This window comes from Cohaesibacter gelatinilyticus (assembly GCF_900215605.1).
Classification (GTDB): Bacteria; Pseudomonadota; Alphaproteobacteria; order Rhizobiales; family Cohaesibacteraceae; genus Cohaesibacter; species Cohaesibacter gelatinilyticus.
In genome coordinates this window covers 1,390,069-1,412,587 of the sequence record NZ_OBEL01000001.1, presented here as the reverse complement: position 1 = coordinate 1,412,587, position 22,519 = coordinate 1,390,069, and the positions used below count along the sequence as shown (strand labels likewise).

Sequence of the window (22,519 nt, the reverse complement as noted above, 5' to 3'; positions counted from 1 at the left end):
GGCGCGGTAAGGTTCGCTTGAACCTTGGTCAAAAGATGCTATGTAAGAGCTAATTGGGTAGGGTACGTCTTTACATCAGATATAAGGAATTGCGGTCATGGGTTTTCTAGGCTGGATTGTTATCGGAATCATTGCTGGCTTTATTGCTGAGAAGGTCACCAAGTCAAATCATGGCTTGTTCATGAATTTGGGTGTTGGCCTTGTTGGTGCTTTTGTTGGCGGCTATCTAGCTGATTTGTTGCAACTGCGCTTGGCGGGTGGAATTATCGATACCATGATCGTGGCTACTGTCGGTGCAATCCTGGTGCTGTTTATCTATCAGAAGATCAGAAGTTAAACGGATCCTTCCTTGAAGACCGTCAGACTTGGACCAGATCGGGACTATTGATGCCAATTCGGACCAATTGGCATCACCCGGTCATGTGAACCCTTATCGGGTCAGGAAATATATGCATGGTTACACTTATCGATACCGTTTCAAACAAATCAGGCGTCGAGCCTGCTGTTGATCGTGTGCGTCATCCAGAGAAGGCCCATAAGCCGGACAATCCCGTATTGCGTAAACCAAGCTGGATTCGCGTGAAGGCACCAGGCTCTCCGGTCTATAAAGAGACGCGCGGTATCGTGAAGGAGAACAACCTCACCACTGTGTGTGAAGAGGCTGGTTGTCCAAATATGGGTGAATGCTGGTCTCAGCGCCATGCGAGTTTCATGATCATGGGTGAGATCTGCACCCGTGCTTGTGCCTTTTGCAATGTCTCGACTGGTATCCCGGGCAAACTGGACGAGAAGGAACCAGAGAATACTGGCAGGGCCGTTGCGCAGATGGGCTTGAAGCATGTCGTCATCACTTCTGTTGATCGTGATGATCTGACTGATGGTGGTGCAGAGCATTTCGCCAAAGTAATCCATGCTATTCGTGAAGCATCTCCAGAGACGACCATTGAAGTTCTGACACCTGATTTCCTGCGTAAGCCGGGGGCTTTGGAAACCGTGGTGGAAGCCAAGCCAGATGTGTTCAATCACAATCTGGAGACGGTGCCATCCAATTATTTGAAAGTACGCCCGGGTGCTCGTTACTTCCATTCCATTCGCCTGCTGCAGCGGGTAAAAGAACTGGATCCGACCATGTTTACCAAATCTGGTATCATGGTAGGTCTTGGCGAGGAACGTAATGAAGTTCTGCAGTTGATGGATGACCTGCGCGTTGCTGATGTGGATTTCCTGACTATCGGGCAATATCTGCAGCCAACGAAGAAGCATCATCCGGTAAAGAGTTTTGTGACACCAGAAGAGTTCAAGGGTTATGAGACCATCGCCTATACCAAAGGTTTCTTGTTGGTTTCAGCTAGCCCGTTGACCCGCTCCTCGCATCATGCTGGCGAAGATTTCGCCAAACTCAAAGCAGCGCGTCAGACAAAACTCGGTCACTAAGGGCAATGTGAAAGTTCGAAATCCATGCCTAAATTTGACACCAGCCACAAGGTAAAGCATTCAGCAGATCGTATGTATGCACTTGTGGCTGATATCGAGAGATATCCGGAATTCGTTCCGCTTTGTCAGGCACTGCATATACGGGGTCGCAAATGTGTTGGTGATGATGAAATCATTGTTGCCGACATGACAGTTGCTTACAAGATGATCCGTGAAAGCTTTACTTCCAAAGTTACCATGCGCCCAAGCACACGGGAGATTTTGGTTGAATATCTTGACGGTCCATTCAAGCATCTGGAGAACCGCTGGACATTCACTCCTGTCGAGGAAGAGGGAAATGCTTGTCGGGTCAGGTTCTATATCGATTATGAGTTTCGCAATCGTGTGCTGGCTGGACTGATGGGGGCTGTTTTTGATAAGGCCTTCAATAAGTTTTCTGTTGCCTTCGAACAGAGAGCTGATGCCGTTTATGGTTCCGCCTGAGCCAGATGATTGGACAAAAAAGCCGCGTTCATTATGAGCGCGGCTTTTTATCTGTTGTATCTGTTTTCTAGCGTTTCAAGTTCGGATGCAGGCTTTTCCCAAGTATATGCGCATCCTCACCAATCACATGACTGGAGTGTCCCACAATCAACGGATCTGGTCCATTTACGATGCGTGGATCCTTGTTTGGATATGGCAAGGAGGACAGAAAGTGCTGCATGGTGTTCAGGCGAGCACGTTTCTTGTCATTTGATTTGATCACCGTCCAGGGAGCGTCCGCCGTATCGGTATAGAAGAACATGGCCTCTTTGGCCTCGGTATAGTCATCCCACTTATCGAGTGATGCCTTGTCAATTGGTGAGAGCTTCCATTGCTTCAATGGATCCAGTTCACGAGATGCAAAACGACGACGTTGCTCTTCCTGAGTAACAGAATACCAATATTTGAACAATCGGACACCGGAGCGACAGATCATACGTTCAAAATCAGGTGTCTGACGCATGAATTCCAGATATTCAGAAGGTGTACAGAAGCCCATGACCCGTTCCACACCTGCTCGGTTATACCAGGAGCGGTCAAACAGCACCATTTCGCCTGCGCTTGGCAGATGCTCGATATAGCGTTGATAATACCATTGGGTCTTTTCACGCTCAGACGGCTTGTTCAAGGCAACCACACGAGACGTACGCGGATTCATGTGTTCCATGAAACGTTTGATGGTGCCGCCCTTGCCAGCCGCGTCTCGTCCCTCAAAAATAACGACGATTTTCTGACCAGTTTCTTCGACCCAGCGCTGTACCTTTAACAACTCCACCTGAAGGAGAGCCTTTTGCTTTTCATAAGCAGGGCGCTTCATTTTGGTTTTGTAAGGATAAACGCCCTGCTCAAAAACGCGGCGTGCATCACCTGGTTCACCGGCAGGGTTTGGAATCTCAGCCTCTTGCGATCTGGCCTCTGCAGCAATAGATGCAGGTTTGGTTTCCATCGACTTGGAAGTCGCAGATGAGGCCTTATTGCTCTCAGAAGCCGATACAGTGGAAGTTGGCTTGACCGAGGTGGCTGTGGCGGTTGGTTTTGTGGATGGTGTTTCCTGCATTCTCTCTCCCACTTGACTAAAAAGAACTGGTTAAAATGTCTATGAGATTTATCTGCATTTTTCCTTATATTGGCTATGACATGTATCAATTGTCACTGTGGTTTTACGAATTCATACACTGTGAAAGTTGCAGAAAAGTCACGACTGGTTAAAAAAGTCTCAAGACATGTAATGAGGCTTGGATTTGCCTGCCTTCGAACACATTATGCGGCCATATCTCCATTCGCCCGAGACACAGGATGGCATCTTTCTCTGATGCTTGTTGCGCTTTGGGCACTCGTTGGGTGTGGCATCATGGTTTGGGTTGGGTCTGTCTTAACATTTTTGTGACAGACTTGCCGCAATTGAGCCATAGCCATGGGTTAGACAAGAGATAGAGCGGTGGTGTAGCGTTGCCAGCTTAGACAGCGCATTGCCGGAAGATGGACGAAAAAAGTTATGATGTGTACTTTTCGAAACATAGCTTGTGCAGGTCTGCTTGCCTTGGCGACAGTGAATGTTGCACATGCGTTTGATCCATCTTCTATGACGAGTGGAGAAACCGCGACAGTTGATGCCTTTCGTTTTGGTACACAAGCCTATCAGAATGGTGACAAAAGCACTGCTTTTGAAGCACTGACTTATGCAGCTTCCAATGGACATATGGCCTCGCAGTGGAAACTGGGCCGGATGTATGCAGATGGCGACGGGGTCGAGCGGGACAATGGCCGGGCATTCGATATTTTTCAAAAAATCGTTGTAAGGTTTGGTGATGCGCGTCCAGGTTCTGTTGAAGCGCGCTATGTGTCCAATGCCTTCGTCAAGCTAAGCGAATTTCTGACCATTGGAATCGATAAGAAGGTTCAACGGGATCAAGGCAAGGCACGAGAGTTCCTGTATTATGCTGCTTCCTATTTCCGTGATCCTGATGCGCAATATCATCTGGGGCTGGACTATCTTGGCCGCAGTGGCGCCTCTGAAGATCCAAAACAGGCTGCTCGCTGGCTGAATAAGGCCGCACGCAAGGGTCATATCATGGCGCAATTGCAATTGGGTGATTTGTTGTTGGCCGGTGAGAAAATTCCACGTCAGCCCGTCAATGGTCTGAAATGGCTGACCATTGCCCGTATGCTGGATGGAGAGAATGTCGATGTTCGTGATCGCCAGGAAGCCGCCTTTGCTCTGGCCGATGGTGAAACCCGTCGCATTGCTGTCTCCTTGGCTGAAGACTGGGTGAACGGCAAAGGGCGTTAAGCTGCTCGGCGCCATCTCTGACTATCTGTAATTTTCTGAAAAATTGTATTGCCGATTGAGCAAAATTCTCGTTATGCAAAAAATCTGCTCGACATTAGGCTAAAAATGCAGTCAAGCTTTCTGACCGTGTTGTTTTGGCCTTTGGTCTAGCAGGTTGAACCTCCCATGATCCAGACATTCGCTCCGATTGCGTCATTGCTTTTTTCCGTTGCCCTGCTGATGGCAGGGCATGGACTGCAGTCGACAATTGTTCCGCTGGCCTCAAAGGGTATGGCCTTTGCTGATTTTTCTATTGGTCTTGCAGCGTCGGCCTATTTTGCCGGCTTTGTGCTGGGAGGTATCATAACTCCGCATGTGGTGGTGAGGGCCGGACATATCCGCGGTTTTGCTGTAATGGTATCAAGCATGTCGGCCGCCGCGCTGCTGCATCCATTAGTCAGTGATCAATATGCATGGATCTTTTTCCGGCTAATCACCGGATTTTCCATGGCCGGATTGTATCTGATTATTGAAAGCTGGTTGAATGAATTTGCAGATAATACCAATCGCGGCTTGGTGATGTCGGCTTATATTATCGTCAACTATGCCGCTTACACCTTTGGACAATTGCTTGCGACCGTGGCAGAGCCTGAAAAGTTCTTTCTTTTTGCCATTGCGTCCATCATCATTTCCGTCGCCGTTGTTCCTGTTGCCATGACCAAGGCTGCTCAACCGGCTCCGATTGCTGTGGTGAAGCTCGAATTGCGAAAGGTGTTCCGGATTTCGCCTGCAGCGATTGTCTCAGCCACGGTTGTGGGGCTGGTGCAGGGATCTCATGTTTCCTTTGCTGCCATTTATGCCGTCGATAAAGGATATGATTCGCTGTCACAAGCTCCGATCTTTGCTGCCATCCTTGGGATTGGTGGAATTGCTGGACAATGGCCAATTGGTCGTATTTCAGATCGATTTGATCGTCGCCTGGTGCTGATTGTCATCAGCTTGTTCGGAATTGCGGGCTCCTTTGCCATTACCTTGGTCGAGGAGGCTAGTTTTGCCTCGCTGTTGTTGGCTGGCTTCTTCATAGGTGCCATGATCCAGCCGGCTTATTCATTGGCAGCAGCACATGGTTATGACCACGCAAGCGATAGCGGCTATGTGCGCATGGCTGCGGGCCTGCTGGTGGCGTTTGGTATTGGATCCTCCATCGGTCCGACAGTTACCTCGCTGGCCATGAGTGCATGGGGGCCGGAGGCGCTATTCCTTCTTCCATCCGTTGCGCTGGCCACATTATGTCTTTTCCTCACCAAACGTATCCTTACTCAGGAAGCCATAGAGCTGGACGACAAGGATGACTTCGAATTTGCTTCTACGACAGCAGCTATAGGTGCGGTTGTTACGCCTGAGTTGCTAAGTGAGGAAGACAAATACGTTGTTGTTCCCGATGAGTGGGAAGCAAGTGAAGATGAAGAGCCAGAAGAGGCCGGGCAGGAAGGTAAAGAACCGGTGCAAGAAGATTCGCAAGATGCCCAACCGAGTGCAGAGCCAGCGTGATTGTCTGAGAAGGCTTCGCAAGGTTTGAAAAACAAAGGCCGGGAAAGGATCCCGTTTTTATCTGTCCTTGAAGTGATGTCTTATTCGCAATCCAGCGTCAGCATGACTGGCACATGATCTGACGGCTTTTCCCAATCACGTACATCTTTCAGGATCTCACAGCCTTTGAGCAGATCTGCTGCTTCCGGGGAGAGCAGATGATGGTCGATACGGATGCCCATATTGCGCGGCCAAGCACCTGCTTGATAATCCCAGAAGGAATAGAGGTGAGGGGTATCATTGCAGGCGCGGAAGGCTTCGGTCAGACCTGTTGCCAAGAGTTCCCGGAAGAGATCCAGAGTTTCTTCGCGATAGAGTGCATCGCCCCACCAAGCATCATGATCGTGAGTATCATGCGCGGTTGGGATGACATTATAGTCACCAGCCAAAACAAAGGCCTCTTCAAGTTCAAGACGTTGTTTGGACCACTCAATCAGGCGCCGCATCCATCCCAGCTTGTACGGGTATTTTTCGGTTCCCACCGGGTTGCCATTTGGCAGATAAAGACTGACCACCCGCAGGGGGCCTTTATCGGTCGACAGAATCCCCTCGATGAAACGGGCTTGCTCATCACTATCATCACCGGGCAGGCGACGATTAATTTCTTCAAAAGGCTTTTTGGAGAGAAGCGCCACGCCATTGAAGCTCTTCTGGCCATGGGTTTCCAGGTGGTAGCCCAGATCTTCGATTGCCTTGCGCGGAAAATTCTCGTCAACCGACTTGATTTCCTGCAAGCAGGCGACATCGGGGCTTTCCTGTTCCAGCCAACGCAGCAAATTGTCGTGACGGGCTTTGATGCCGTTGATATTCCAGGTGGCAATGCGCATTGTCTTTTCCTGCTGTCAGGCTGGGTCAAATCGAAAAGCAGATAAGCTTTTCAGGAATAAGATCAGATAGCAAAGGAAGTGCCGCAACCACAAGAGGCAGTTGCTTGCGGATTGGTGATCTGAAAAGACTGTCCCATGACATCGTCGACAAAGTCGACCTGCGAGCCTTCCATATAGGCTTGGGTCATCGGATCAATCAGCACCACTGCGCCATCTCTCTCGATAACCATATCATCATTCTCACTGTCTTTGGTCAGGTCGTAATTATATTGGAAACCTGAACAGCCACCACCAGAGACAGAGATGCGCAACATTGTGCCTTGGTCTTCTTTGGACAGGATCGTTGCGATTCGCTTCATAGCGCTTTCAGTGACAGATATTTCAGGTGTCATAGCGTTTGTCATCGGTCTTGTGTCCGTGGAAATTGCAAGATAAGGCAGTTCTGTTGTGGGTATGTACGCCATGCTACAGCATAATATCACTTAAATGCTGCCAGACTGACTTCCATGCACATTATATATGTCTTTATCCGGATAGTTAAGGTGCAATGATCCGATGTCAATATGCTTGGGTCTCCGAAAAAGCCAAAAGCAAATTAATGTGGTTCGGAATTAGGGGGTAGGGATGATTGCGACACTTGGATTTGGTGCTCAGCCACGGGCCGCCTATGCGGTAGATCCTTTCAAGAGCAGAGGGCGTCTTTTTTCGGAAGATGACAGTCCGACCCGCACACCTTTTCAACGTGATCGTGACCGGATCATTCATTCCTCGGCCTTCCGCCGGTTGAAGCACAAGACTCAGGTTTTCATTTATCATGAGGGCGATCTCTATCGCACCCGGCTGACCCACACCATCGAAGTATCGCAGATTGCCCGTTCGCTTGCCCGCTCCATGACGGTTGATGAAGATCTGGCAGAGGCGGTAGCGTTGGCACATGACTTGGGTCACACGCCCTTTGGCCATGCAGGTGAGCGCGCCTTGCATGATCTGATGGAACCTTATGGTGGTTTTGATCACAATGCCCAGTGCCTACGGGTGGTGACCTCGCTCGAACGCCGTTATGCGCGCTATGACGGATTGAATCTTGCGTGGGAAACTCTGGAAGGCATCGTCAAGCATAATGGCCCGTTGGAAGATTATGACGGCAACCCGGTTGGGGCATATGCGGAGGCGGGGCTTCCTTTTGGTATTCGCGCCTATCAACCCTATCAGGATCTGATGTTGGGGAGTCATGCAAGCCTGGAAGCCCAAGCGGCTGCGATTGCTGATGATATTGCCTATAACGCGCATGATATTGATGACGGATTACGCGCGGGTTTGATCAAGTTGGAGCAGCTGGAAGATGTGCCGTTGGCAGGTAACGCGCTACGTCAGGTGCGAAGCCTGTATCCTGATCTCGAAGAGTTTAGAATTGTGCATGAAATCGTACGTCGCTTGATCACACAGATGGTGGAGGATGTGATCCGGACCTCTGCCGGGAATATCGAACGCGTCAAACCAGAAAGTGTTCATGATGTACGCGAATGCGGTGAAACGCTGGTCTGTTTCTCTGAGGAGATGGCTAAAATCGAGGCAGCTATCAAGCGCTTTCTGTTTGAAAATGTCTATCGTGAAGCCAAAGTAACGCGGATCATGAATGAGGCAGAACAGGTTCTTTCCGATCTGTTTGGTTATTACTTTGAGCGTCCATCGGAAATGCCGGATGAGTGGCAGTTTGGTGATGATGAGGGGTTGCTGCCAGTGCGCGCAAGACGGGTTGCGGACTATGTTGCGGGGATGACTGACCGTTTTGCCCTGTTGGAACATCGACGATTGTTTGACGTAACACCAGAATTGCGCTAGTCCCACTATCAAATTTAGAGAAAACCGCCCGGCGGCCTCATGGGATTGAGTGCCGCCCTTTTGGCGTGTGTAAGAGACAGGTATGACGATGAACGTCTTTACGGAATTTACCGCCCGCGTTGTGGAGGCAATTAAGCAGACTGATCTGACAGGCAAAGATGGCGCTGAGCTGGATTTGAGTCGCGTCGGCGTCGAGCCTCCACGCGATGCTTCCCATGGTGATCTGGCGACAAATGCCGCCATGGTTCTGGTCAAGCAGGTTGGTATGAAACCGCGTGATGTAGCAAGCATGATCGCGGCAGTTCTCGAACAGGACAGTGATATCGGCAAAGTGGATGTCGCCGGTCCCGGTTTCATCAATATGACTTTGTCTGATTCCTTCTGGCGTGGCGTTGTTCTCGACATTCTGGCATCTGGCAAAGATTTCGGCCGTTGCGATCTGGGCAAAGGCGCCAAGATGAATGTCGAATATGTTTCGGCCAATCCGACTGGGCCAATGCATGTGGGTCATACCCGTGGCGCCGTCTTGGGAGATTGTATCGCCAATCTTCTGGATTTTGCCGGTTATGATGTAACGCGTGAATATTATATCAATGATGCCGGAACACAGGTGGATGTGTTGGCACGCTCCGCATATCTGCGTTATTGCGAAGCGCTTGGCGAAGAAATCACAATTCCGGAAGGTCTTTATCCCGGTGACTATCTGAAGCCAATTGGTCAGGCTCTCGCTGATAATCATGGCGATGCCTTGAAAGGCAAGGATGAAGCTGAATGGCTCGCTGATGTTCGCGCCTTTACCATTGATGCGATGATGGATCTGATCCGGTCTGACCTAGGTGCGCTCAATGTTCGTCATGATCTATTCTTTTCTGAGCGCTCCCTGATCGAAGGCGAGACTGATCGGGTTGAAGAAGCGATCAAATGGCTTGAAGATCGCGGTCAGGTCTATGTTGGCAAGTTGCCTCCTCCGAAGGGCAAGCTGCCAGATGACTGGGAAGATCGTGATCAAACCCTCTTCCGCTCAACAGATTTTGGTGATGACGTCGATCGGGCGCTGAAGAAATCTGATGGCTCCAATACCTATTTCGCCAATGACATTGCTTATCATTTCGACAAATATAAGCGTGGTTTTGCGCATCAAGTCGATATCCTTGGTGCTGACCATGGTGGCTATGTCAAACGTCTGAAAGCTGCGGTGAAAGCGATCACCGAAAGCAAGGGTGGTCTGGAAGTCAAAATCTGCCAGTTGGTCAATCTGATGCGAGATGGCGAGCAGTTGAAGATGTCAAAGCGGGCAGGGACCTTCGTGACCTTGCGCGATGTGGTTGAAGAAGTGGGTGTAGATGCGGTTCGCTTCATGATGATGTATCGCAAGTCCGAAGCCACCATCGATTTTGACTTTGCCAAAGTAACTGAGCAGAGCAAGGACAATCCGGTATTCTACGTTCAATACGCTCATGCCCGGACCGCATCCATCTTCCGCCAGGCAACGGTTGAAGTTCCTAACCTCTCTTTGGGTCGTGAAAACTTGCGTGCTGCCAGTCTGGAAGGTTTGCAGGATGAAGTTGAACTGGCGTTGATCCGCAAACTTTCAGAGTACCCGCGTATTGTTGCTGGGGCGGCAGAAACCCAAGAGCCACATCGGGTTGCATTCTACCTTTATGACCTTGCCGGATACTTCCATAGCGTGTGGAATAAAGGCAAGGAAATGCCGCAATTACGGTTTATTAACGCTAAAGATGAGAAATTAACTCTAGCGCGCTTGGCTCTTGTGCAAGCTGTTGCTGATGTTCTTGCTTCTGGTCTTGGGCTTTTGGGTGTGAATGCTCCAGAGGAAATGCGATAGGACAGAAAGCAGTTTTGCCGCCATCTATGCCAAGCTAGTAACTATGTGTTTGATAAAAAAGGCAAATCGTCATGTCTGATACCAATGACAAGAAGCCAGGCCCAAATCTCTCTGATTGGCAAACTCCCGCTGCTACCCCACAGCAGGGACAGGCTTTTGGACATGTGGCCGAGGATCCGCTGGCTGCTCTGGAGCGAATCGTAAGTGAAGGGCAACCTGCTGAACGTGAAGATAATTTTCTTGGTCAACAGGGAAATAGTGACGATTTGCGGGCTTTGGAAGAAGAGCTGTTGAAAGAATTGCGTGGTGAACAACCGCCTCTGGTTCAACCTGCGCAACCGGCACCCACATCTTCTGCAGCTCGTGAAGAGCCATTTGTCCATACTCCAATGCCAACGAGTGATAATTCATCATTGGCTCCACAGGAACCAATGATTGAGGATTTGCCCCCTCTGCGTTTTGGTTCAGGTGCGGGTGTGACCGATGCACCTGCGGCATCCACGCCTTCTGCTCCTGCCGGGCCTGATCTGAATTTCGGGTTGGGTCAAGATGACGGGTTTGCAAGTCCATCTGCTGTGGCTCCTTCTCAAGCTCCGCCCCCTCCTTCTGCTGATCAATGGGCGGATTTTTCTGCTCAACCTGCTGCTCCAGAAATGTCGACCCACGAAGAGGTGCCTGCCGTTTCTCCTCCGGTTTCCAGCTATCAATCAAATGAACCCAGAACCGGATCTTATGGTCAATTGAAGGATCGTGTTGCGGCGACATCAACAGGTGCCGAACCCGCTGCGCCAGTACAAACCACTGAGCCATCCCTGTCTTGGCCTCAAAACGCAGTTCCCGCGACGGAGCCTCAAGTTGATTTGAGTGATGCGTTAGCCCAAGCTGTCTCGGAGCAGACACAAGTAGAGAATTCTGCCTCTTCGCAGGCATTTGATGCTAATCGCTTTTCCAGGCCAACTCCGCAGCCTTCAGCAAATTATGAAACAGCAGAGGTTCCGACATCACGACAAACCCCTGCATCTTCACATATTCCAGTTCCCTCGACACCGGCGCCTTCTGCACCTGTCGATAGCTATGTGCCATCCAGCCTGACACCTGAAGGGCAGTCAGTAGAGGATCCGTATGCAGCTTTTAATCAACCAGTAACGTCACAACCAACAGCTGATCCGATGAATGCGCCAGCTTTGGGTGGTGCGCCCTTGGTTGATCCCATGGCCGCCGGGTACAATCCGGCACCTGCTCCACAAGCTGATGATGGATATTATCATGCTGATCCCGCGGCGGGAGCACCATCAGTGAATGTGACTGGTCAAGATGAAGCAACTGCTTATGCTGACGTCTACAACACAGGCTATGAACCAACTGCTACCAATCAACCGGCTGGATATGGTGAAAGTCCGGTTTATGGTGGTACATCCGCACCGATGGCTAGCGGTCCGCACGGCACCTATGCGGATCCAGCAGTGTCTCAGGCTGCTGCCGAAAGTATGCCTTATCTGGCTGATGAAGGTGGAATGGGCTATCAGCAAGGAATGGGAACTGATGCTGATGAGCCAAGATCCGGAATGTCCAAGGGCAAAAAAGGTCTGTTGGCAGCTAGTGTTGCACTTGGCATTGCCGTTGTTGGTGGCGCAGCTGTTTGGGGTTTGACCGGTTCAAGCTCGAATAATGGTGAGTCTCCTGTTCTTGTTGCGAATACCGATCCTGTCAAAGAGGCACCTGAAGATCCCGGCGGCAAGGTCATTCCGCATCAGAACAAGGAAGTTTATGATCGTATTGATGGCACCCAGTCCGACGAAGGTCCCGGGAACCTGATGCCAGCAACCGAGAAGCCACTAGCGATGACCTCTGATGGCAGAAGTCCTCGTGTGATCTCCTTATCCGGTGGTGAGACATCAGTCCCTCAGGCATCTGAAGGAAATACCGCAATCACCCCAAACACCGATCGCAGCATCGCACGCCCCAAAGAAGTTCGGACTGTAATCGTACGCCCCGATGGTACTATTGTTAAAAGTAGTCAGGGTAACTCTGATTCCAACAATCAGCTAGGTTCGGTTGATCAGCAGATGATGGCTTCAACACCATCTGAGCAGGCAATGAGCCAGAGCCTGAATTCTACACCAGGTGGCGGCTTGCAGGGAGCAAATGGCAGTAGCCAGCTTGCTGGTGATGGAGTTACTACCTCTACTTTGCCGAAGCGCAAGCCGAATGGCCTGACAAGTCAGCAGGCATCACTTGCACCGACAGCTCAACCTGTTGCGACAACTCCGGTTCAGCCTGCTGTTGTTGCTCCTGCAGTTCGTAACACAACCAATCAACCTTTGTCGTTGTTGCCGCCAGCGAGTGGTGTGCCAGCTGTAAGTCAACCAACAGCACCGGCTCCAACAGCTAGCAATAGTGGTGGTGTGGGCGGGTATACTGTTCAGGTAACTTCGCAGAGGACACCAGAGCAGGCGCGCGCAAGCTATTCGAACATACAATCTCGTCTGGCAGGTGTTCTGGGCAATTATCAACCGGATATCAAACGTGCGGATCTTGGTAGCAAAGGCGTGTATTATCGTGTCCGGGTTGGCTCTTTCTCAGACCGATCAGGAGCGATTAATTTCTGTCAGTCAATCAAGGCTGCCGGCGGAGATTGCCTGGTGGCAAGGAAATAGCCCTGCCTGTTTTGTGTATGTATCGACCATTAAAAGGCCTCGCTCGACTGAGTGGGGCCTTTGTTCTTTTCAATGTGATCTGGAAAAAGCCGGAATATCAACCCTAGTCGACAAGAGAAATATTCGCTAGGCTCATGAAAAGCACTTGAATCTCGTAACCTTTCGTTCCTGTTGGTCAGGATTCCGCTCTTATGAACCAAGACCCGAAATTGGATGATCGCGATCCAGAAATAGCTGCACCGGCAGAAGCGGATGGTTCTGTTACGAATGAAGGTGCAAAGTCAGCCTCTTCATCTGACGGAGATAACAAAGACATTCACTGGGAGCAGATGGAACAATATCGTCTGACGAACGGGCCGCGCTCTGAAGGGGAACCCAATCTGATTGTCGATGTCGATGGATTTGAAGGTCCTCTGGATTTTCTTCTGATGCTCGCACGACAACAAAAGCTGGATCTAACCAGGATTTCCATTCTGGCACTGGCCGAGCAATATCTGGATTTCATCGAAGAGGCGAGAAAGCTTCGGCTGGAGCTTGCTGCGGACTATCTTGTCATGGCCGCCTGGCTTGCCTATCTGAAATCTCGACTGTTGCTTCCTGATCCCGAAGATGAAGATGAGCCAAGTGGCGAAGAACTGGCCGCGATGCTAGCCTTTCGTTTGAAGCGGCTGGAAGCCATGCGCGAAGTGTCAACCAGTCTGATGGAGCGTTCTCAGTTGGGGCAGGATTTCTTTGTTCGCGGTGCACCGGAAGATATGTCCTTGCGCAAGAAAGTCCGCTTCTCAGCCAATCTATATGATCTATTGACATCTTATGCAGCTCAACGTCAACGGCAGGCGGTTTCTCTGGTGCATGTACGCAAACGGGAAGTGTGGTCCTTGCAGGAGGCGCGAGAGATCTTGCAAAGACTGATTGGTTCTGTTGCCGATTGGACACCGGTTGATGTTTTGCTTTCCAGTTATTTGCGTTTGGATGACATTCGTGCAACGGCTTTGGCCAGTTCCTTTGCAGCCTCGCTTGAGCTGGTACGTGAAGGTCATTTGGAAGTAAGGCAGACAGAAGCTTTTGGACAGATCATGGTCAGATCTGCAAAGAAATAGGTCAATCCGAGCTTTTAAAAGTGAGAGTGGTCGAATGATAGAGCAAGAGCCGGGTTCACAGATGGCTGACATCTCTGGCGAAATGGATGAAATTGCTGCGCTCAAAGCTGAAGCGAATATGCAGATTCGTCGTATGATCGAAGCTTTGCTGTTTGCCAGCGCGCGACCGATTGGCATTGAGGAAATTCGCCAGCGGGTTCCTGATTCAGCAGATGTCAAAGGCATGATCGCGGACCTGCAGAAAGATTATGCCAATCGTGGTGTCAATCTTGTTCAAGTTGAGGGTAAATATCTGTTTCGTACGGCTCCCGATTTGTCCTTCCTATTACAGGGCGAAAGTGAGGAGCCGCGCAAACTGTCTCGCGCTGCTTTGGAAACGCTTGCCATCATTGCCTATCATCAACCGGTCACTCGTGCTGAAATTGAGTCTATCCGCGGTGTCGGAACATCCAAAGGCACGCTCGATGTTCTGTTGCAAACCGAGTGGGTGAGATTGCGTGGCCGTCGTCGTACGCCAGGTAGACCGGTGACATATGGCACTACCGAGCATTTTCTGGTTCATTTTGGTTTGGAGAGCATACAGGATCTACCCGGATTGGAAGAGTTGCGAGGTGCCGGTATGCTGGACTCGGCGCTGCCGCCAGCCTTTTCCATGCCTATTCCGAATGATGATGAAGATCTTGCCCCGGACGAAGATCCTCTGGATGAAGGTGATCTGGTTGCTCTGGCACTGGAAGAAGATGGTGAGGAACTGGCTCAGTCTGATTCTGATCAAAGCGCAGGACCGACTGGCTGATTTATCTATTTCGAAAAGATTGTTGAGTTGTCCTTCCAAGTTAGGCTAATAGAGTTGCCTGTTGTCGGGAAAGATCCTGCTTGGTCCTGTTGGCGCTTCGGGATCGATCAGTAATGTGAGTGGAGCCACGATTTATGAAAAATGCGATCGAAAATGGTCACTGGGGAAGTCGTGGTACCGCTGGTGCAACCATCGCAGCTGGACTCACTTTTGAAAATATCGGAATGACCTTTGGTGACAAAGTCGCTTTGGATGGCGTGGATCTGTATATCGAACCGGGCGAGGTTGTCTCTTTGCTCGGTCAATCTGGTTCAGGTAAAACGACCTTGTTGCGTATTGCTGCGGGAATTGAACGTCCAACACAAGGACGTTTGCTGATTAACGATATTGTTGCAAGTGATACACACACATTTACGCCCCCGGAAAAACGCTCTGTTGGTTTGATGTTTCAGGATTATGCGCTCTTTCCGCATTTGAGCATTTTGCAAAATGTAATGTTTGGCCTTAATGATCTTTCCAAACAGGATGCCGAGTGTGAAGCCAAGGTCGCACTGCAACGTGTTGGCCTCGAAGATTATGTCGAGAAGTTTCCTCATATGCTGTCAGGTGGGCAGCAGCAGCGTGTAGCGTTGGCTCGTGCCATCGCACCGCGTCCGAGCGTCCTTCTGATGGACGAGCCTTTTTCCGGCCTGGATAACCGTTTGCGAGACCGTGTACGCGACGAAACATTGGCTGTTATTCGGGAAATCGGAGCGACTTGCATCATTGTGACCCATGATCCAGAAGAAGCGTTACGTATGAGTGATCGTATCGTGCTGCTGCGTGATGGACAGATCGTTCAGAATGGTGGGCCGGATGATCTCTATTATAATCCAGTGGACTATTGGGCAGCTCGGTTCTTCTCGGAACTCAATGAGGTGGATGGGGTCATCCAGGGCGGAAAGGCGCAAACACCAATAGGTACCTTTACCACTGAGCAGTTTGATGAGGAACAGGATGTGCGGGTTTGCGTGCGTCATCATGGCCTGAAAATGCATCATGAAATCTCGGAAGATTACGTTGCCGGACATCCAGGTCGCATTTTGCGGCGCATGTTCCTTGGAGAAGTCGAACTTTATGAAATAGCGTTAAAAGGCATCGATTATCCTTTCTTTGCGCGGATTGGCGGGGGCAAAATTTTCGCTCATGGAGACAATATCGGTGTATCTTTTCGCAAAAAACATACGCTGATATTTGCTAAAGACGGATAAAATGCTTAAGTCTTGGGCTAGAAACAGATTTTGGGGTCTTGTACAAAGACTCAGGGAACAGCATTGCGGTGAGTTTTGCCGCACATTAGAGGTTTGAGTAAATGGGACAAATTGGTATTTGGCAGATAGTTATCATCGCCGTTGTTGTGGTCTTGCTGTTTGGTCGTGGCAAGATCTCCGAGTTGATGGGTGATGTTGCCAAAGGCATCAATAGCTTCAAAAAAGGCTTGAAAGATGAAGAGCAGGCCGAAAAGGCAGACAGCATTGAAGATAAGTCTTCTGAAAATGTTGCTGTAAACAGTGAAAGCAAGGACAAGGTTGGTTAAGCCCTTCACGCTTGATTGACATTTTTCCTGAAGCAGAGCTGGAAGCACATCAATGTTTGATATCGGTTGGAGTGAACTCCTTGTGGTCGTGATCGTCACCATACTGGTGGTCGGCCCCAAGGAATTGCCTGGCTTGTTGCGTACTATCGGTAAGACAGTGGGTAACTTGCGCCGTATGGCAGGAGATTTTCAGCATCAATTCAATGATGCCTTGAAAGAGGCTGAGTTGGATGAGGTGCAGAAAACAATCAGTGATGTGCGCAAGCTGGATCCAACGACTGCAGTCAAGGATGCGGTGAAGAAGCAATTGTCTTCGGTGGACGATTTATCCGAGGATCTTTCCAGTCAAATGGCATCCAGCACCCAAGATATAAACGAGGCATTGTCTTCCAATGCGGGGGATGATGCCGAGACTTCCAAAGATGAGCCGAGGATAGGCAAGTTGGTTGAAGACCATCATGCAAAGATGCCGCCTGAACTGGCACAGTCAGACACAGCCGAGGCAGTGCAGGGGAATAATGATGACCAACCCCAGCCCGAGCAGGCAGAGACGAAGAAAGCTGATTGATGGTTCAGGATGAACAGGATCATATTGAAGGCAGCAAAGCACCTTTGATTGAACATTTGATTGAGTTGCGCAAGCGGCTACTCAAAACAGTGATTGCTGTGGCAATTGCGTTTTTAATCTGCTTTTTCTTTGCCGAAGACATTTTCAATATTCTTATTCTTCCTTACGAGCAAGCCGTGGGAGATAATCGTCAGGTAGAGATGATTTTCACAGCTCCCCAGGAATATTTCTTCACGCAATTGAAGCTGGCCTTGTTTGGTGCGTTGTTCTTTGCATTTCCGGTTATTGCAAGTCAGATCTATATGTTTGCGGCACCTGGACTCTACAAACATGAGCGCGAAGCATTTTTGCCATATCTGATTGCTACACCCATTTTGTTTATCATCGGTGCAAGCCTGGTCTTCTTTGTCATCATGCCGTTGGCTTTGCAGTTTTTCCTGTCCATGGAACAGACCGGGGCAGGGGTGGCACAGATTACTCATTTGCCCAAGGTGAGCGAATATCTCAGCCTTGTGATGACACTGATCTTTGCATTTGGTCTGGTCTTTCAGTTGCCGGTTGTTTTGACGCTTCTGGCCCGTGCGGGTTTGGCAACCGCCGAAGGATTGGGAGCAAAACGTAAATATGCAGTTGTTGCTACTTTTGTGATGGCGGCAGTCTTGACACCTCCGGATCCTATTTCCCAGCTTGGCTTGGCTGTTCCAACGCTACTCCTTTATGAGCTCTCCATCCTGTCCGTGAAGATGGTTGAGAAAAAAAGATTGGAAAAAGAGTTGGAAGGTGAGGAGTTTGATGCCTAGTGCATGATTCTCGTTCTTTGTCTAATGTAGAGAATGGAATTCAGGGCCTTTGAGGCCCTGTTTCTGTTTGATACGAGGCTCATCTCTTCTTGGGTTTTGATAAACTGTCCCGAAAATGGCACTGAGATGAAAATTGACCGCAAAAGGGCGTGATAAGCCAAGTCTATTGGGTTGCATATCACTTGCCGCTTCCGCTATTTTGCCGCGGTAGTCAATCATCCATCCATCCTGCTGCCCGTCGAAAGTGAAAGGCGGGCCTGACCCGGATAAAGAAACATGTTCGATATCAAATGGATTCGCGAGAATGCCGAGGCATTCGACAAAGCCCTTGTCACGCGTGGAGCAGAAGCTTCCTCCGAGCGCCTGATTGCTTTGGACGATGAGCGTATTGCTCATGTTCAAAAGCTTCAGGAAGCCCAGCAGCGTCGCAACTCAGCATCCAAGGAAATCGGCAAGGCCAAGGGGGCAGGGGATGAAGAGAAAGCACAAGCGCTGATGGCTGAAGTGGCAGAGTTGAAAAGCTTTGTTCAAACCGGTGAGGCCAAAGGCAAGGAACTTCAGGAAGCTCTGAATGAGGCTTTGGCTGCCCTGCCAAACATTCCTCTTGAGGGTGTACCCGTTGGTGAGGATGAAGAAGACAATATCTTGCTGCATAGCTGGGGTGATGTTCCAAGCTTCGACTTCGAGCCAAAGGAGCATTATGATCTTGGCGAAGCGCTGGGTGGAATGGATTTTGAGACTGCTGCAAAACTTTCTGGTTCCCGATTTGTTGTGCTAAGAAGCAAACTGGCACGCCTTGAACGAGCAATTGGTCAATTCATGCTGGATCTGCATGTCAATGAGCATGGCTATGAGGAAGTATGTGTTCCAACATTGGTGCGCTCGGAAGCAATGTTTGGTACAGCTCAGTTGCCGAAATTTGCTGAAGACTCTTTTCATACGGATGATGACCGTTGGTTGATTCCAACTTCCGAGGTTCCTCTTACCAATCTAGTGCGCGAAAGCATTCTGGACGCTGATGTTTTGCCACTACGCTTTTCAGCTTTGAGCCAATGTTTTCGCTCCGAAGCTGGTTCTGCTGGTCGTGATACCCGCGGTATGTTGCGTCAGCATCAGTTCTCTAAAGTAGAGATGGTTTCCGTCACTGATGAGGATAACTCCGTAGCTGAACAGGAACGTATGCTTGGATGTGCCGAGAAGGTTTTGCAGCTGTTGAAGATCCCTTACCGTGTCATGACCCTCTGTACTGGTGATATGGGCTTTGGTGCGCGCCGTACCTTCGATATTGAAGCATGGCTGCCGGGGCAGCATGCCTATCGCGAAATTTCATCTGTCTCTACTTGTGGTGATTTTCAGGCTCGCCGCATGAATGCACGCTATCGTGTGACGGGTGAGAAAGCGGTGAAATATGTTCACACTCTGAATGGCTCTGGTGTTGCAGTTGGTCGCTGTCTGATTGCAGTAATGGAGAATTACCAGACTGAAGATGGCTCCATTGTCATACCAGAGGTTTTGCGTCCATACATGGGCGGGCTGGAAGTCATTTCAACCAAATGATGTTCAGAGAGAGGCAGGCTTTGATCTGCCTTTTTCTTTGCCGGGTTTCAATTTGTTTCAAAGTATTTAAAGGGGAATAAACGTGCGAATTTTGCTGACCAATGATGATGGCATCCATGCTCCTGGCCTTGAGGTGCTAGAGGCTATCGCGCGTGAAATTTCTGACGATGTTTGGGTTGTTGCCCCTGAAACAGAACAAAGTGGCATGTCGCATTCTCTAACACTTCATGATCCTCTGCGTCTCCGACAAATGGGTGAGAAGCGATATGCGTGTAAAGGGACGCCTACGGATTGTGTGATTATGGGGGTAGGACATGTATTGGACCACAAACCCGATCTGATCTTGTCTGGCGTGAACCGTGGGCAGAATATAGCAGAAGACGTCACTTATTCCGGTACCGTTGCAGGAGCCATGGAAGGAGCCCTTTTGGGCATCCGCAGTTTTGCGCTTAGCCAATCGTATGGTTGGAATTCCAAGGATCGAGTCGACTGGAGCTGTGTTGAGGCGCATGGGGCTGATGTTGTGCGCAAACTCTTGAAACATGATCTGCCAGATCAGACGCTTTTGAATATCAATTTCCCGGATTGTGCGCCTGATGAGTTGGCCGGCATCACGGTTACCTCTCAAGGGCGGCGAGATCAAGCGCAATTGAGTGTGAACGAACGCCATGATGGGCGTGGTCACCCCTATTACTGGCTGGGATTTGAAGGGAGGCGCTCGGACCCTCAAGATGGAACTGATCTTCATGCTGTCGCCCATATGCAGGTTTCTGTTACCCCTCTTAAAATTGATCTTACGGATCGATCATTTCTGTCCCGTTTGCGGGAGGACTTCTCGCACTGATCAGTCTGGGGACATAAGGGAAAAATCTGTCTGGTTCTTGCCATTTTAAACCTTTGGAAAGGTTACTGAGTTCTAATCACACTTAGGTAATTTTGGGTAAAGTGCGTAAAGACCGGTGTTGGTATGAGCTATTCTGTATTGCGTAAGTTTCTGTCGACGACGGCATTGTTTGCTGTTGCATCAACTATTTCTGCTTGCAGTGGAGAGGTTGAACGATTTGGTTCTCCTGCATTTGGTGGGTTTACTTCCAATCAAAAAGAGATTTTCACGGCTTCAACGGGTCGCCCGGCAGGGCAGCCCGTTTACAATCAGCCAATGCCCGCAGCGGTTCCTGTTCGTCCGCAGGCTACTTATAGAGCTCCAGTTTATCAGGCCCCGGTTTATAACGCGCCGCGCGCTCAGGTTCCGACAGTCCAGGCTCCCCTGACAACGGGTTCAATTGCCCGTCAGCCCGTCTATAATGCAGCACCTGTTCCAGTTTACGCAGCTCCTGCTCAGGCTGCCGCACCTGTTTATGCCGCTCCGGTCTATAATGCTCCAGCGCAGCGTGTGCCGGTTTATCAACCGCCCGTGCAAGCGATGCGTCCAAATGCTGATTATCTGGCAACAGGTTCCATTGCCAAGGTAAAGCTTGATCCCAAGCCTGTTGTGATTTCCAGTTTTCATGCATTGCCAAAAGCAGCGCCGCGGCGTCGCGCCGGTGTGGACTACGCTGCTACCGCCGCTACCAGACCAGCAATCAATCAGCCAATGCCAGCTCGGCCGATAGCCAATCGTCCGTCTCAGCCGGTTTATACTCAGCCAAACTACGGGCAAGGTGGCTATCAGCAAACTGCTCAAGTGCAGCCGAAGCGAAACTTTGCGACCGTGATTTCAAATTTCTTCTCGCTTCCCAAAGCCGCGCCTCGTACCAAACGTGGCGTTGACTATGGTTCAACAGCTGCGATCAACAAGACTGTCTATTCTCCAAATGCCGGCCTACCAACACGCCCTGCATCATATGGTCAAGGCAATCGGGTGGCTTCCGTCGCTCCGGTTTCATTGAATAAAAATCAGGTGCAACCACGGATGTCAGGTCGCTGGAGCAGTGTTGGTGGCACCATGGTGCAGGTTCGCCCCGGTGAAGATCTGAATGCATTGTCTCGCCGCTATGGTGTGCCATCCAAGGCAATCGCTGAGGTCAATGGCCTGCCAGATCGTAGCTTCATTGCTTCTGGTCAACAGGTTCTCATCCCGGTTTACCAGCAAGTTCCCAATTATGGGGCTGGGTCCAATGGAGGGGCTCAGAGAGTTGCGTCTTTGAGCCAGGCTATAAATGTACCATCTGTTATTCGCACTCCAAAAGCCAACCCGTTGCGTTTGCAAAGCCGGACACCATACGGGCAACGGATGATCCGTATGCAGCAGCAAGCAAACGCTTCGCAGCGTCATATGGTGATGCCTGGTGACACTTTGACCGGTATTGCTCGCCGCTATAGTGTTCCACTCGCGGATTTGGCAGCAGCTAACAAGCTGTCTACATCGTCGCCTGTTCGAATGGGTCAGCAATTGCATATTCCTGCAATACGGAATACAGGTGTCGATTACACCTCTACTGCATCGATTGGATCCAACCCGTATCATGTCAATAGTGGCATCGCTTCTTTGACGCGTTTGCCTTCAGCGAAGCCGCGCCAATTGGTTAAGGCAAGTCTTCCTGTGGTTCGTGTTGAACCAACTGGTCCAATTCGCGCATTGCCAAAGCGCAAGATGCGTGTCGCTGCAGTCCAACCTAGAGGAATTCCTGCCCAAACCAAACCGGTCATGTCGGATGCACAACCACAACAAGTTGCTAACCGTTTACCAGCCAACAATAACGGACTTGTTGCAGCTCCTAGCGTTTCTGCTGGTGCACCGAAGTTCCGTTGGCCGGTTCGGGGGCGGATTATTTCAAATTTTGGCCGTAAACGTGATGGCGGCCGTAACGATGGAATCAATCTGGCCGTACCAGCGGGAACGTCTGTTCGAGTCGCTGAAGGAGGCAAGGTCATCTATTCCGGTAGCAAACTGAAGGGATATGGCAATTTGGTTCTGGTGCAGCATGAAAATGGCTGGGTTACAGCATATGCTCACAACGAAAAGCTGTTGGTTAGCAAAGGTCAAATGGTTCGACGTGGGCAGATCATTGCTCAAGCTGGCAAGTCCGGCAATGTCGATAGCCCGCAGGTGCATTTCGAACTGCGCATCAAGGGCGACCCGGTCGATCCTGTTCCCTATCTGGTTGCTTCTTGATTGGCTTCCACATATCAAAT

At 50.1% G+C, this 22,519-nt stretch carries 20 protein-coding genes; 17 read left to right on the top strand and 3 right to left on the bottom strand.

What is annotated here, in order from left to right:
• Window positions 1-97: 97 nt before the first annotated feature.
• The 3 genes from CRO57_RS06330 (at window position 98) to CRO57_RS06320 (ending at window position 1,917) form a co-directional block, all read left to right on the top strand.
• Window positions 98-337, top strand: coding sequence for a GlsB/YeaQ/YmgE family stress response membrane protein (locus CRO57_RS06330; RefSeq protein ID WP_097152469.1), 240 nt, complete (start codon window positions 98-100; stop codon window positions 335-337).
• 116 nt (window positions 338-453) lie between these two features.
• The gene (gene lipA, locus CRO57_RS06325) at window positions 454-1,434 is read left to right on the top strand and encodes a lipoyl synthase (RefSeq protein WP_097152468.1); all 981 of its coding nucleotides are present in this window, start codon (window positions 454-456) and stop codon (window positions 1,432-1,434) included.
• A gap of 24 nt (window positions 1,435-1,458) precedes the next feature.
• The gene (locus tag CRO57_RS06320) at window positions 1,459-1,917 is read left to right on the top strand and encodes a type II toxin-antitoxin system RatA family toxin (RefSeq protein ID WP_097152467.1); all 459 of its coding nucleotides are present in this window, start codon (window positions 1,459-1,461) and stop codon (window positions 1,915-1,917) included.
• A 67-nt stretch (window positions 1,918-1,984) separates the two neighbouring features.
• Here the strand turns inward: CRO57_RS06320 and ppk2 are convergent, their stop codons facing one another.
• Window positions 1,985-3,013 (bottom strand): polyphosphate kinase 2, encoded by a 1,029-nt coding sequence (ppk2, locus tag CRO57_RS06315; protein ID WP_097152466.1) that lies wholly within the window; start codon window positions 3,011-3,013, stop codon window positions 1,985-1,987.
• A gap of 438 nt (window positions 3,014-3,451) precedes the next feature.
• Here ppk2 and CRO57_RS06310 point away from each other — a divergent pair, with 438 nt between their 5' ends.
• Window positions 3,452-4,246, top strand: a complete 795-nt coding sequence (locus tag CRO57_RS06310) for a tetratricopeptide repeat protein (RefSeq protein WP_097152465.1) — start codon at window positions 3,452-3,454, stop codon at window positions 4,244-4,246.
• A 165-nt stretch (window positions 4,247-4,411) separates the two neighbouring features.
• Window positions 4,412-5,776, top strand: coding sequence for an MFS transporter (locus tag CRO57_RS06305; protein ID WP_097152464.1), 1,365 nt, complete (start codon window positions 4,412-4,414; stop codon window positions 5,774-5,776).
• A gap of 80 nt (window positions 5,777-5,856) precedes the next feature.
• Here the strand turns inward: CRO57_RS06305 and xth are convergent, their stop codons facing one another.
• Window positions 5,857-6,642 carry an exodeoxyribonuclease III gene (gene xth, locus CRO57_RS06300; RefSeq protein ID WP_097152463.1) on the bottom strand — a complete coding sequence of 262 codons (786 nt, stop codon included), beginning with the start codon at window positions 6,640-6,642 and terminating at the stop codon, window positions 5,857-5,859.
• A 62-nt stretch (window positions 6,643-6,704) separates the two neighbouring features.
• Window positions 6,705-7,046: an iron-sulfur cluster insertion protein ErpA gene (gene erpA / locus CRO57_RS06295; RefSeq protein ID WP_097152462.1), complete on the bottom strand. Its 342-nt coding sequence runs from the start codon at window positions 7,044-7,046 to the stop codon at window positions 6,705-6,707.
• 220 nt (window positions 7,047-7,266) lie between these two features.
• Between erpA and CRO57_RS06290 the strand changes: the two genes are divergently transcribed.
• The 12 genes from CRO57_RS06290 (at window position 7,267) to CRO57_RS06230 (ending at window position 22,499) form a co-directional block, all read left to right on the top strand.
• Window positions 7,267-8,484, top strand: coding sequence for a deoxyguanosinetriphosphate triphosphohydrolase (locus tag CRO57_RS06290; RefSeq protein WP_097152461.1), 1,218 nt, complete (start codon window positions 7,267-7,269; stop codon window positions 8,482-8,484).
• A gap of 88 nt (window positions 8,485-8,572) precedes the next feature.
• Window positions 8,573-10,330 carry an arginine--tRNA ligase gene (gene argS, locus CRO57_RS06285; protein WP_097153244.1) on the top strand — a complete coding sequence of 586 codons (1,758 nt, stop codon included), beginning with the start codon at window positions 8,573-8,575 and terminating at the stop codon, window positions 10,328-10,330.
• A 71-nt stretch (window positions 10,331-10,401) separates the two neighbouring features.
• Window positions 10,402-12,987: an SPOR domain-containing protein gene (locus tag CRO57_RS06280; RefSeq protein WP_097152460.1), complete on the top strand. Its 2,586-nt coding sequence runs from the start codon at window positions 10,402-10,404 to the stop codon at window positions 12,985-12,987.
• Window positions 12,988-13,316: 329 nt separating this feature from the next.
• A complete protein-coding gene (locus CRO57_RS06275; protein ID WP_097153243.1) occupies window positions 13,317-14,087 on the top strand; it encodes a segregation and condensation protein A in 771 nt (256 codons plus the stop codon).
• 61 nt (window positions 14,088-14,148) lie between these two features.
• Window positions 14,149-14,883, top strand: coding sequence for an SMC-Scp complex subunit ScpB (gene scpB, locus CRO57_RS06270; RefSeq protein ID WP_097153242.1), 735 nt, complete (start codon window positions 14,149-14,151; stop codon window positions 14,881-14,883).
• Between the two features lie 134 nt (window positions 14,884-15,017).
• Window positions 15,018-16,133 (top strand): ABC transporter ATP-binding protein, encoded by a 1,116-nt coding sequence (locus tag CRO57_RS06265; protein WP_097152459.1) that lies wholly within the window; start codon window positions 15,018-15,020, stop codon window positions 16,131-16,133.
• 101 nt (window positions 16,134-16,234) lie between these two features.
• Window positions 16,235-16,459: a twin-arginine translocase TatA/TatE family subunit gene (locus CRO57_RS06260; RefSeq protein ID WP_097152458.1), complete on the top strand. Its 225-nt coding sequence runs from the start codon at window positions 16,235-16,237 to the stop codon at window positions 16,457-16,459.
• 52 nt (window positions 16,460-16,511) lie between these two features.
• Window positions 16,512-17,027: a Sec-independent protein translocase protein TatB gene (tatB, locus tag CRO57_RS25355; RefSeq protein WP_097152457.1), complete on the top strand. Its 516-nt coding sequence runs from the start codon at window positions 16,512-16,514 to the stop codon at window positions 17,025-17,027.
• Window positions 17,027-17,827 carry a twin-arginine translocase subunit TatC gene (gene tatC, locus CRO57_RS06250; RefSeq protein WP_097152456.1) on the top strand — a complete coding sequence of 267 codons (801 nt, stop codon included), beginning with the start codon at window positions 17,027-17,029 and terminating at the stop codon, window positions 17,825-17,827. The genes tatB and tatC overlap by 1 nt, the downstream gene beginning before the upstream one ends.
• 276 nt (window positions 17,828-18,103) lie before the next feature.
• Complete coding sequence (serS, locus tag CRO57_RS06240) at window positions 18,104-19,384, top strand: serine--tRNA ligase (RefSeq protein WP_097152454.1); 1,281 nt, start codon at window positions 18,104-18,106, stop codon at window positions 19,382-19,384.
• Window positions 19,385-19,466: 82 nt separating this feature from the next.
• On the top strand, window positions 19,467-20,228 hold the full coding sequence (gene surE, locus CRO57_RS06235) for a 5'/3'-nucleotidase SurE (RefSeq protein WP_097152453.1): 762 nt from the start codon (window positions 19,467-19,469) through the stop codon (window positions 20,226-20,228).
• A 123-nt stretch (window positions 20,229-20,351) separates the two neighbouring features.
• The gene (locus tag CRO57_RS06230; RefSeq protein ID WP_097152452.1) at window positions 20,352-22,499 is read left to right on the top strand and encodes a peptidoglycan DD-metalloendopeptidase family protein; all 2,148 of its coding nucleotides are present in this window, start codon (window positions 20,352-20,354) and stop codon (window positions 22,497-22,499) included.
• The last annotated feature ends 20 nt before the right edge of the window (window positions 22,500-22,519 follow it).